The following is an 11,167-nucleotide window of genomic DNA, read 5'->3' on the forward strand; positions in this document are numbered from 1 at the left end:
AGACCAATTTATTGCAACCGCAGTAGGACAGCCTTAAGTCCGACAGGCTGCTAGTCCGGGATATGAATCAGGTGACTGACCGGCGGGCCAGGTATTTAAAGCTCTCGTTTTCTCAACTCTGCATCACGTAATTAACGACAAAAAATCTTACCGGGATCAGTGGTCGGCAATGCCTCCCGAAATTCAATCTGTTCAGACACTTTGAAGCCGGTCAGATGCTTGCTTTTCAGTTTCCCCGATAGAGAGCCGGTTGAAAAAAACCTTAAATCATTTACTAATTGTTTCATTTTTGCCATAAGATGTTTAGTGACTATACGAGACAAGTCTTGAACCGCCCTACTCCGCCTACCAGATAAAGGGACTTACCCAATACCCAAGGCTAAAGAGCAGAATTTCAACAATAACCAGAGCAGCTCCACGGCATGAAAATTTACACACTGAAAAGCGACGACCATAACATTCCTCTCTATTGTTGGAATCACCTTCCGGAATGCGTCAACCGCAAAGGCATTGTTCACATCAGCCATGGCATGGCGGAATATGGACAGCGTTACCGTTCTTTTGCCACAGAACTGAATCAGGCAGGCTACATTGTCTTCGCTCATGATCACAGAGGCCACGGTGCCTGTATTGAGCAAAATGGTGAAGGCTATTTCGCCAGGCAGCGTGGCTGGCATAAAGTGGTGGATGATCTGGCAACCGTTGTTGAGTTTATCCAGAAAAAATTGCCCGGCGTCCCGCTGATCCTTATGGGTCACAGTATGGGGAGCTACATTCTTCAGAGCTATCTGATCCAACATACTCCCGGGCTGGCAGGCGCTATTCTCTCCGGCTCAAATTATGCTCCCAGACTGTTACTGGAAGCTGGCCTGCTAATAGCCAAAGTTGAATGCCGCCGACAAGGCAAGAAAGGCATAAGCCCACTGATCAGGCAATTGACCTTCTCCAGCTACAACCGCCAATTCAAGCCAAATCGAACCGAGTTCGACTGGCTCAGCAGAGACCCGGATGCGGTGGATGACTACATCGCCGATGAACTCTGTGGTTTCCACTGCAGCAATCAACTGTGGCACGATCTCTTCAGGGGGTTGCTCCACATCAGAGCCTGCCACCACCTTAAACAGATTGAATTGGAGCTGCCTGTTCTGGTCATGGGCGGTGAAAAAGATCCGGTCAGCGCTCCGGAAGGACAACAGAAACTTACCAAAGCATTACGGAAAGCCGGTTTAAAAAATGTCACACTGAGCCTTTATCCTGAAGGCCGTCACGAAATGTTGCATGAAACGAATTCTCAGCAAGTGACACAACGCCTGTTACAATGGATTGATCAAACAATCAGGAGCAATGAATGCTCTTCAGTGAATGACACCATTCCAATGGTTACAGAGCCCTGATCACAAAAAGTCTCTCAGGGCATTAATGGATTTGTCAGTCGGCAGTATTTACTGCCGCCCTTTTTTGTTATTTTGCCTCTAAGGGCCAATGATAATGCGTAAACTGGAAAACACCCCGTTTGATGAGCTAAAAATCGGGGATAAAGAAACTCTGACCCGAACACTGACCGAACAGGATCTTCTGCTGTTCGCCAAAGTGTCCGGTGATACCAACCCGGTACATCTGGACAAGGATTTTGCCGCCACCACCCAGTTTGAGGGACGGATTGCTCACGGAATGTGGACCTCCTCCCTGATCTCCTGCGCCCTCGCCACCAGACTGCCCGGACCCGGCGGAATTTACCTGTCACAGGAAGTCAGGTTCATGCGTCCTGTCAAAATTGGTGACACAGTAACCGTTGAACTGGAAGTGGTAGACCTTAATGAACGTCGCAAGCGGGCAACCCTCTCCACGAAGGTGGTCAACCAGAACGGTAAAACTGTGGTTAAGGGCAAAGCAGAAGTCATGCCCGCCATTGAAAAAGTGGTGGTGGATGAATACCCGTTACCCGATGTAGAGCTGATTAACTGAGCCTGACCACCTTCAGCGGGTCAGCGTTTCCAGCGCTACCAAATTACTAAGGGCAACAGAGTTTTTCTGACCGCACACAGCTCTGTCTGCCTTGAAACCAGAACAAACTTCAGGACGGTCAGACTGACCAAAGATTTTGCAAAGATTATTGTCATCAAGCTGAACACAACGAACCCCGGCGGGCTTGCCTTCAGGCATACCCGGTATAGCAGAAGAAATTGAAGGTGCTATACAACAGGCACCGCATCCGAGACGACATTCCACTTACCTACCCTCGTAATCCGAAAAACAATCAAAAACCCCCTGTTAATGAATGAAACTGACAGGCGGCGGCATTCTAATGCTTCGATGGCCCGATAGAAACAAGGATATCTCGCAAGGTACAAACACACATCCCGAAAGGTATATTTTTCAGACCTGATAGGTTAGCGTAGCGGCGAATCATTGAAAGAAGTAAAAAGAGTTCATGACATCACTCCATATCTCCAGCCAGTTTGATGGCGGTAACATCAAGGTTATCAACAAGGACAATCCGGAGCATATTCAGCTGGAAATCAACAAAGACGTTAATTCCGGGTTTTATCAGTGGTTTTACTACCGGGTTGGAGGCGCTGAAGGTCAATCCCTGACTATGCATCTGAACAATGCCCCGGAATCATCCTACGCAAAAGGCTGGATCGATTACCGGGCGGTTGCCTCCTATGACCGAGAGCACTGGTTCCGTGTCGATACCGCTTACGACGGTGAAAAACTGACCATTCAGCACACTCCCGAATGTAATACGGTCTATTACGCTTATTTTGCCCCCTACTCCATGGAACGCCACCATGACTTGATTGCCTGGGCTCAGCAATCGGCTATTGTCCAGACGGAAACCCTGGGAGACACCCTGGACGGGCAACCTATGGACCTGTTAAAAATTGGTGCTGGCAAAGGCAAGCGCTCATGCTGGGTCATTGCCCGACAACACCCCGGTGAAACCATGGCGGAATGGTGGATGGAAGGCTTCCTTCAGCGACTGCTGGACCCTGCCTGCCCGGTTGCTCGTGAACTGTTGAAAAAAGCCGTTTTCTACGTCGTACCCAACATGAACCCAGACGGCAGCCGTCGTGGTTACCTGCGCAGTAATGCCTGTGGTGCCAATTTGAACCGGGAGTGGGCTGCCCCCACCCCGGAAAGAAGCCCTGAAGTGCTGCTGGTAAGGAACAAAATGGATGAGACTGGTGTCGACCTGGCTCTGGATGTCCACGGTGACGAAGCCCTGCCCTACAATTTTATTGCAGCGGCTGAAGGCATTCCTTCCTGGACCGATCGACTCAATGCTTTAACCGAAAACTATCTGCAGGCCCTGGTTCAGGCCAGCCCGGATTTCCAGACAGAATTCGGTTATCCAAAAGATGAACCCGGCAAGGCCAACATGACGGTTTGCACCGCAGCCCTGGCTGAACGCTTCGATTGTTTATCAATGACTCTGGAAATGCCTTTCAAGGACACAGTGGACTCACCGGATGAGTACCAGGGCTGGAGCCCTGAAAGAAGTCAGGCACTGGGAGCCGCCAATCTTAATGCCATGTTCGCAGTCATTGACCACTTGCGCCAGGACGCATCAATAAAGGATATGGTCTTCACTCGGAAGGCCGTGTCTTACAAAAAACATTTCCTGCAAGATAGCCCGATTAAAGAAGATTCTGAAGAGTGACTGGCAACTATTCCGAAGCAAGCTACTGTGATTTAGCAACTTAGCGATCAAACCTCTTAACAGGAGTGTGCTTCATGAATTATATAGATCCTCAACTCGTAAAATCAGGTTTAGTTTCACAACGGTTGTTGTTTTTTCTAACCTTCGCGACCCTGTCACTATTGATCAATGCGACACCGGCCAGATCTGAGTTTGCTGATTGTTCTCTCATTGTTAAACCCGACGGGGCATCTGCCGGATATGGTCGCTGTCCTGTCGATAAACGTTGTAACGCTTCAGATGTTGCAAACGATTGTATACCGGAGTTCGGACCTAAACTGAAAAATGGCCGGTTCAGTCCTTCTATTCGCCAATGGGGAAGTTCCAGAATCGGGAGCCTGAACAAGCCTGTCGCTGTGGCAGAAAACCCCAATGCAAGAGGTCAGCTCTTTGTCTTGAACAGTGCCGATGACAGCATAAGCATCTTTTACTGTCCGGGTGTCAAGGCTTCATACGAGCCTGAACATCGTCGCGACCTGGCTTCCTGTCATTTCATGCACCGACCCACAGATATCGCCTTTGGTGGCTCACCCACCTTGGGTGATGTCCCCGAATTTAAAGGGCAGAAAGTTCATAATTTAAGCAAGACCGGAACATTTGCTACCACAGGTGGGAGCTGTAATGATTATACGGCATCTGCCTTTATGGGAGAGTATTTCACCCAGCGAACCTGCTCGGACTTTATGGGACCTTCTCTTTGGGCAAACAACCTTAAAACATTCGCTATTCAAAACAATAATTTTTTTCCAGATAATCTTAAAGAAAAGCCTTATGGTTCCCACATCGACATGGTTCATCAAGAGCCCTTCTCAATGGGCATCACCTGGGAAGGCCGGGAAGCCGGTTTTTGGTCATGGGACGCCGGCCCTGACTCTAAATATGGAAGTATTGTGTACACCAATATTACCCGCACCCATGGATATGGTGGGCATGAGCATAGCTATGCCTATCTCTATCGGTATGAAAATACAACCATGTATAAAAAGACGGGACGAAATCTTGTTCCCGGACACATGGCCAGATTCGACAGATACCTGTTCGTAGCCAATCCTGCAGGAGGCGTGATCAACGTTCTTGATACTGATAGCGGGACGGTAGCAGGTGATGTAAAGCACAGAGATGAATGGCGTGAAAAATACGCCGCTTACTCCAAAATATCAGGCGCCCGCTTTACTGAGCTCAGTGTCGCCGGACTTGAACTAAAAAGTCCCAGCGGTTTGGTCATTTCTGATAGTAAGCTGTTTGTCAGCGATTCTGATACTGGAAAGATCCATGCTATTCGCCTGGACACTTCAGGAAACCATACCTACATTGGCAGTATTCAAACACCCGCAAGCCAGATTGCAGGTCTCGAAGTCGATCAGAAGACCCAACGCATCTGGTTTGTTGATGCTGTGTGGCACACACTGAATGTTGTTGAACCCCTGTGCCAGAGCCGCGATGACTGTGAATCTGAATCACCCTGGGGTCAGGAATGCGCCCCTGACACCGATGAAAATGGCAAGACTGTTTGGCAAGCGCATCTGGATAGCTCTGGCAACCATGAAAATTGGCAAGGTTGCGCCAGATACTACTACTATGTGTGCCCGGGGGGTAATTCACATCAAAACAGCAAGCTTCCCGTTTGCCATGAACAGGGGGGCACATGGAGAGATGCGCTGGTAAGCTGGGTTGATGGCAAGAGCACCTGCAGATGCATGTCCTCTGAATCAAGTCGGATCGTTGCTTCCGCCTGGCTGCCACTGGGTGCTTTATCAGTACTGGCTCTTCATTACCCGCACAGGTAGTCATGCTTCAAGGAAAGACATGGTTTTGACCCAAAAAGCCATGTCTTCCAAAACCTGGTTATGACTTAAATCACCTGACTCAGAAAGGACTGCAGGCGTTCACTGTCTGGATTATCAAAGAAGCTATCAGGAACACTGTCTTCTAACAGTTCACCAGACTCCATGAACAGAACCCGGTCGGCTACTTCGCGGGCAAAGCCCATTTCATGAGTCACCACAACCATGGTCATACCTGAACGAGCCAGTTGTTTCATAACTTCCAGAACCTCACCGACCATTTCCGGGTCCAGTGCAGAAGTCGGCTCATCAAACAACATGATCTTCGGCTGCATAGCTAATGCCCGAGCTATGGCTACACGTTGCTGCTGACCGCCCGATAACTGAGGTGGAAAACTCCCGGCTTTGTCAGACAGGCCGACTTTGGCCAGCAGCTCTACTGCCCGGTCTTCTGCATCGTTTCTGGAGATACCACGAACTTTCATGGGCGCCAGACAGATATTGTCCAGTACACTCAGGTGAGGAAACAGGTTGAAGGACTGGAAGACCATCCCCACTTCTTCCCTCAGTTTATTGACATCTCCGGGAGTGGTCAGGGAGATTCCGTCCACAACGATTTCACCGGCATTGATAGTTTCCAGCTGATTCAGGGTACGCAGAAAAGTTGATTTGCCTGAACCACTGGGCCCAACCACGACCACCACTTCCCCTTCCCTGATGGTCTGACTGACATTCTTCAGGGCGTGAACACCATTTGGGTAGACCTTGTGAATATCTGTCACGGTGATAATAGCGTCAGCTTCTTGCGGCATACTTCACCTCCATCCTTCTGACGACATACGACAGGATACCGGTCAGCACCAGGTAAAGTGCCGCAACCGTGAACCAGACTTCAAAGGGACTGAAGGTACTGCTGACCGTTTCCCGACCGGCTTTGGTCAGATCAGTCAGAGAAATAACCGAAACCAGTGAAGAGTCCTTGATCAAGTTGATAAACTGACCGGCCAACGGTGGCAGAACCCGTTTGAAAGCCTGGGGCAGGATGATATATCGCAAGGTATCACCCCGGCTCATTCCAAGACTGCGTCCGGCTTCCATCTGACCTTTATTGATCGACTCAATACCGGCTCGAATAATCTCTGCAATGTAGGCACCAGTGAAAATCGACAGCGCCGCAACGCCCGCTGTGAAACGATCCAGATGAAGAACCGTGCCAATAAAGAAATAAACAATGAAAATTTGCACCAGCAGCGGGGTGCCACGAATGACCTCGACGTAGAGTATCGAGAGATTTCTCAACGCCGGATTGGGAGAAATTCTCGCCAGTCCTGAAATCACCCCCAGGAGAATGGCAAAGACAATGGAGACCAGCGACAGCTTGATGGTCATCACCAGACCATTGGCTATGGGCCCGGCTTTCCATTCATAACTGACGGCCAGCAGATCGCCTTCAAAGACCAGATCACCGTCATAAACCTGAACGTCGGAAAATCCTTTAATAACAGTCTGCTCTGAGTCATTAAAGTCATTCACCAGGACCAGTTGCCCACTGTCGTTAGTTGCAACCGTACCGTCGAATTCTGCTCTGAGTGGATTTTCTGCCTTGTAGAAGACGTATTGAGGAATGCGCTCCCAGCGCCAGATATAATCAATCGACTGACTTGACTTGTAGATACCCACGCCCATCAGCAGCAATAACACACCGAAGACCAGGTTCCACAGAACCTGGTTCGGCTGTTTTTCCATTTGCAACGGACGGCCGGCTACGGGTTTACTGCTCAGCACTTAGTTCAGAGTCTTCTGCCATTCGGAGCTTTCGAACCACTTGGCATAAATCTTATCGTAGGTGCCATCGGCCTTGATTTGACTCATAAAGTTATTCAACCAGTTTTCGAAGTCAGGATCTCCTTTACGAATACCCCAGGCCAGAGGCTCATGAGTGAAGGCAGTGTCCAGATGAGTCAGCTTGCCTTCATTCTGGCTGGAGTAAATCGCATTGAATGGAAAGTCGTATACGAAAGCATCTGCTTTGCCATTGGCGACTTCCAGAGCACCATCGGCTTCCGTTTCAAACAGACGGATACTGGCTTTACTCAAGTAACGCTTGGTTGCCTGTTCACCGGTAGTACCCAGCTTGGTAGCCACGGTGTACTTCTTGTTATTCAGATCCTTGTAGCTCTTGATTTCACCTTCCAGGCCCTTACGCAGCAGGATGCTTTGACCTACGACAATGTAAGGCTGGGCAAAGTTGATCTGCAGGTTACGTTGTGGCGTCAGGGTCATGCCGGACATAATGATGTCAAACTTGCCGGTCAGCAGGGCAGGAATGATTCCATCCCATGCAGTGTTGACCAGTTCCAGCTCGACGCCCATGGCTTTGGCCATCTGACGGGCAATGTCCACATCAAAACCAACAATATCACCACGTTTGTTGGTCATTTCAAAAGGCATGTAGCCTGCTTCCATACCAACACGCAGGGTTTTGCGCTCAATGATTTCGTTCAGGGTAGACTCTTGCCAAAGCTCTGTATCAGCAGCAAACAGGCTGGTGCTAAAAGCCAGCATAAACGTCAGAAATACCATTATTTTTTTCATTATTTTTCACTCCAGGGTTCCGGTTTGCCCGGAACTCAGTCACTACCAGTTTTTATAATGTGAAATAGGCTGCCAAAGCAGAACAGTATCTCGCTTTTTATCGTTTTATTCGGCCTTCAACAGAAGGTCATTTCATTTGCCTACAAGACTCGGGTATTTTACATATACAAGTCGATTTGAACAGTACTTTAGTGCTATTTAATACTGAACTGAGAAGTTCGCTAAGGTGTGGAGCAACGACCACTTGTTTTTCTACCTTTGACTTCAGGATGGTATAAAGTGCACAAAACGTTGAAGCCATCTGGAGAGTGTCTGCCATGCTGAGTCTGATTCTGTACTTCCTCATCAACGGTCTGGCTGTTTTCATCACCGCCAGAATCCTCAAAGGTGTAGACATTGAAAATTATGGCAGTGCGCTGCTGGTATCGATCCTGCTGACAGTGGTCAATACCTTTGTCAAACCGATTCTGTTTTTCCTGACGCTGCCCATCACCATCCTGACTCTGGGTTTATTTTCTTTGGTACTGAATGCCCTGATGCTGATGATCGTTGATTACTTTATGGACAGTTTCAACATTAAAAACTTTGGCTGGGCGCTGATCATGAGCATTGTTCTTTCTATCGTCAATGCAGCATTGCTCTTTCTCATACCGGGCGTAATGGCGCTGTAAAACAGAAGGAGCAGGTCCCGGGCCTGTTTCTGATTAAGATTATTTCCTGCAGACTAATACATCATTATTCGACATGGTGGATTCAAAGATTCAGAACAGGCACTTATGCCCATCTGACCATATATGTAGAACGGCGCACCTTATGTTTTCTACCTTGCTGTCGAGACATATTTGCAGAGACTCTGATGAAAGGAACCCTGATGAAAAGGATCACTCTGGGACTGGCCAGCTTCTTCGTCCTGCTCATTTTGCCACTGACCCAGACCAACGCACAGGAAGCGGCTTTGAACTTTTATTTTCAGGAAGATCCGGGTACCAGGGGATATGCGGTCACGCTGCCACTGATGCTGAACCCCTCTTCTCGAAATCAACCTATGGAGTTCAATGAATTTCCAGCTTTCAGAGTATCCGTTCAACAGAGTATGCAGAGACTGGATATTCTTTTCTACGACAAACTTTCCGGCAAGTTGCTGACCAAGGTGCGTTACCCGATAGTGAACCGCATGAAGAATACTTTTCAGACACAGGGATTTACCGGGCTTCAATATATACACCATCCTAATGGAGCTGTATTGCAGTTTATTGGAATGGTGAGGTAGGCAACAGTGTCTGATTAACCGTCTGGATCATCCTGAAACTCGTCGTCAAGATTAGAGCTCCCGCTTCTGTTCCGGGCCGGAGAGGCAATCGACTCTTGAGCAGACACTATCGATATGCTCCTGCATGCTCACATTATCACAACCTTGCAGAGTGTGAGAGCATAGCGGGCAGCTGATCTGACAGTGGAAAAACGCCCAGTGATTAATCAGTTCTTGTTGCGACCCCAGTGGCAGATCAACCGTAAAATTCGCATTCCCGAACTGTTGAAGACGGCCTCCCATCAGAATCAACCGAAGCAGGGACCCCTCCCCCTCATCACCCAGACAGGAGCCGCATCGATATGAATCAATATGAGTAGCCAGATGGGTTTGCAGGGCTTGCTGGTTACTGATGGTCTCAAAACAAAAACCACATCTGTATTGCAAATGTTCATTCATATGCGAAGCAGTAGGCCGGATGTCGTCAGACTCATTAAATGGGCATTCAAATAACGGACATCCGGCCCGCTCCCGATGTGAGGCCTCAAAATGAGCGGTGTTGTCTGTCTCTGCTGTCAAAATAGTAAAACAGGATTCGAAACAGAAAGCATAACAGTGTGATGACAGAGTATTCAGGAGTTGTTGCAGAGGAAGTTGTAATACTTCCGTATGATTACAATGATGGCAAAATTCATTGACAACGCCTACGCATCGCTGTTGCAGATGCTGCGCAGTAAGATGTTCCCTGACACCCTGCTGATCGAGTTCCATCGCCTCATAATCAACAGGACACAGATTACAGTGAATTCCGGGCCTTCTTTTCTTGCCACAGCATGGACACTTGGCAGGTGAGGCTCCAAAGCGCTGATAACAGTCTTCACAGAGACCTCTGCGACAACAGGAGTATTGCCAGGAGACCCCGTTTTTCTGACAATGCCAACACAGACAAGGATTCTTTTTATCTTCAGACTTATCCTTGCGCTCATCGCCATTATTCTCATTGTGATCATCCCCCCCAGTCGAAACAGGCATAACTGACTGAGAAGCGTCCTCTTCCATACCGTCATCGTCTTCTTCATGACCCAGTCCGCTATCGGTAGATCTGCTCATTTCACCGATTCGGCTTACAGCGACACCCCACTGCAAAATTCCTGGCAGGATGCTGTAAAGAGAGATCAGACTATTAGCCTCAACCGGTTCAGAAGCCCTGTCAACAAAGCTTGAGTCCCTGGTCTGGACCGCTTTTAGCTTCAGGCTGGAATCAGCAGGCAGATAGGCATTGAGCAAGGGATTCAGAAAAATCAGCAACAGAGTTTCATGACAAAAAGACACACCCGGCTTTTCGTCCATTGCAGCCTGAGCAGGGCCCCACCAAACCAGTGTGGCCAGTGGCAGGAACATCAATATCCTTAAGGCTCTGTACACCATAAGACAGATTAATTATTTTAATGAGACTGTGAATATAGTTGCTGAGTTTCACTCTGCCAATGAGGTACTTTTCAATATGACCAGTACTCTCCGATATGAAATGAGTCTCACCGTGCTGGATCTGTAGGAATCTTGTACTTCAGATCACGCACAGACGTGTGCACTGCCTTGCCCTTCTGAGCCTGTGACAAGCAGAAATCAATCACTTGACTGTACATTACAAAGCTTTCGTTTTCGTTGTTGCCTTCTGTGATCCGCCAGGGCTTTCAAGTTGGGCAGGATCTTCTGGCACTCAGGGCAGGTTTGCTCCGGGGTGTGATATTGACTTCTGTGAACCGACAGGGCTTGAGCGTTTGGCAGGGTCTTCTGGCACTCAGGGCAGGTTTGCTCCGGGGTGTGATATTTTCT

The 11,167-nt window shown here is 48.6% G+C and carries 13 protein-coding genes; 6 read left to right on the forward strand and 7 right to left on the reverse strand.

All coding sequences use genetic code 11. The features are described from left to right. Positions 1-131 precede the first annotated feature (131 nt). A complete protein-coding gene (locus KDK19_RS11945; RefSeq protein ID WP_257281979.1) occupies positions 132-287 on the reverse strand; it encodes a hypothetical protein in 156 nt (51 codons plus the stop codon). Between the two features lie 135 nt (positions 288-422). On the opposite strand from KDK19_RS11945, the gene KDK19_RS11950 reads away from it, so the two are divergent. Further along, the gene (locus KDK19_RS11950) at positions 423-1,394 is read left to right on the forward strand and encodes an alpha/beta hydrolase (protein ID WP_257292043.1); all 972 of its coding nucleotides are present in this window, start codon (positions 423-425) and stop codon (positions 1,392-1,394) included. Positions 1,395-1,488: 94 nt separating this feature from the next. Beyond that, on the forward strand, positions 1,489-1,965 hold the full coding sequence (locus KDK19_RS11955) for a MaoC family dehydratase (RefSeq protein WP_257275148.1): 477 nt from the start codon (positions 1,489-1,491) through the stop codon (positions 1,963-1,965). Between the two features lie 12 nt (positions 1,966-1,977). On the opposite strand, the gene KDK19_RS11960 is transcribed toward KDK19_RS11955, so the two are convergent. Then, on the reverse strand, positions 1,978-2,229 hold the full coding sequence (locus KDK19_RS11960) for a YkgJ family cysteine cluster protein (protein ID WP_257275149.1): 252 nt from the start codon (positions 2,227-2,229) through the stop codon (positions 1,978-1,980). A gap of 202 nt (positions 2,230-2,431) precedes the next feature. On the opposite strand from KDK19_RS11960, the gene KDK19_RS11965 reads away from it, so the two are divergent. Together KDK19_RS11965 and KDK19_RS11970 are read left to right on the forward strand one after the other, a co-directional pair. Next, positions 2,432-3,664: a M14-type cytosolic carboxypeptidase gene (locus tag KDK19_RS11965; protein WP_257292044.1), complete on the forward strand. Its 1,233-nt coding sequence runs from the start codon at positions 2,432-2,434 to the stop codon at positions 3,662-3,664. 74 nt (positions 3,665-3,738) lie between these two features. After that, on the forward strand, positions 3,739-5,490 hold the full coding sequence (locus KDK19_RS11970) for a YncE family protein (RefSeq protein WP_257292045.1): 1,752 nt from the start codon (positions 3,739-3,741) through the stop codon (positions 5,488-5,490). A gap of 65 nt (positions 5,491-5,555) precedes the next feature. Here KDK19_RS11970 and KDK19_RS11975 read toward each other — a convergent pair whose 3' ends face one another. The 3 genes from KDK19_RS11975 to KDK19_RS11985 are packed head-to-tail and all read right to left on the reverse strand — an operon-like array spanning position 5,556 to position 8,082. Then, the gene (locus KDK19_RS11975; RefSeq protein ID WP_368736459.1) at positions 5,556-6,278 is read right to left on the reverse strand and encodes an amino acid ABC transporter ATP-binding protein; all 723 of its coding nucleotides are present in this window, start codon (positions 6,276-6,278) and stop codon (positions 5,556-5,558) included. Positions 6,279-6,282: 4 nt separating this feature from the next. Then, a complete protein-coding gene (locus KDK19_RS11980) occupies positions 6,283-7,272 on the reverse strand; it encodes an amino acid ABC transporter permease (protein WP_257288744.1) in 990 nt (329 codons plus the stop codon). After that, positions 7,273-8,082: a transporter substrate-binding domain-containing protein gene (locus KDK19_RS11985; RefSeq protein ID WP_257255423.1), complete on the reverse strand. Its 810-nt coding sequence runs from the start codon at positions 8,080-8,082 to the stop codon at positions 7,273-7,275. 317 nt (positions 8,083-8,399) lie between these two features. On the opposite strand from KDK19_RS11985, the gene KDK19_RS11990 reads away from it, so the two are divergent. Next, a complete protein-coding gene (locus KDK19_RS11990) occupies positions 8,400-8,753 on the forward strand; it encodes a phage holin family protein (RefSeq protein WP_257255422.1) in 354 nt (117 codons plus the stop codon). Between the two features lie 200 nt (positions 8,754-8,953). After that, positions 8,954-9,352, forward strand: a complete 399-nt coding sequence (locus tag KDK19_RS11995; protein ID WP_257288743.1) for a hypothetical protein — start codon at positions 8,954-8,956, stop codon at positions 9,350-9,352. Positions 9,353-9,403: 51 nt separating this feature from the next. Here the strand turns inward: KDK19_RS11995 and KDK19_RS12000 are convergent, their stop codons facing one another. Both KDK19_RS12000 and KDK19_RS12005 read right to left on the reverse strand, forming a co-directional pair. Continuing rightward, the gene (locus KDK19_RS12000) at positions 9,404-10,732 is read right to left on the reverse strand and encodes a hypothetical protein (RefSeq protein WP_257281986.1); all 1,329 of its coding nucleotides are present in this window, start codon (positions 10,730-10,732) and stop codon (positions 9,404-9,406) included. A gap of 225 nt (positions 10,733-10,957) precedes the next feature. Next, a partial coding sequence (locus KDK19_RS12005) for a C2H2-type zinc finger protein (protein ID WP_257292046.1) occupies positions 10,958-11,167 on the reverse strand: 210 nt, incomplete at its 5' end.

The organism is Endozoicomonas sp. ONNA1, assembly GCF_024606325.1.
Classification (GTDB): domain Bacteria; phylum Pseudomonadota; class Gammaproteobacteria; order Pseudomonadales; family Endozoicomonadaceae; genus Endozoicomonas_A.

Excerpts from the sequence above, each read along its gene's own strand:
- KDK19_RS11945 (WP_257281979.1), bottom strand. The coding sequence starts at position 287 with ATGAAACAATTAGTAAATGATTTAAGGTTTTTTTCAACCGGCTCTCTA.
- KDK19_RS11950 (WP_257292043.1), top strand. The coding sequence starts at position 423 with ATGAAAATTTACACACTGAAAAGCGACGACCATAACATTCCTCTCTAT.
- KDK19_RS11955 (WP_257275148.1), top strand. The coding sequence starts at position 1,489 with ATGCGTAAACTGGAAAACACCCCGTTTGATGAGCTAAAAATCGGGGAT.
- KDK19_RS11965 (WP_257292044.1), top strand. The coding sequence starts at position 2,432 with ATGACATCACTCCATATCTCCAGCCAGTTTGATGGCGGTAACATCAAG.
- KDK19_RS11970 (WP_257292045.1), top strand. The coding sequence starts at position 3,739 with ATGAATTATATAGATCCTCAACTCGTAAAATCAGGTTTAGTTTCACAA.
- KDK19_RS11985 (WP_257255423.1), bottom strand. The coding sequence starts at position 8,082 with ATGAAAAAAATAATGGTATTTCTGACGTTTATGCTGGCTTTTAGCACC.
- KDK19_RS11990 (WP_257255422.1), top strand. The coding sequence starts at position 8,400 with ATGCTGAGTCTGATTCTGTACTTCCTCATCAACGGTCTGGCTGTTTTC.
- KDK19_RS11995 (WP_257288743.1), top strand. The coding sequence starts at position 8,954 with ATGAAAAGGATCACTCTGGGACTGGCCAGCTTCTTCGTCCTGCTCATT.
- KDK19_RS12000 (WP_257281986.1), bottom strand. The coding sequence starts at position 10,732 with ATGTTCCTGCCACTGGCCACACTGGTTTGGTGGGGCCCTGCTCAGGCT.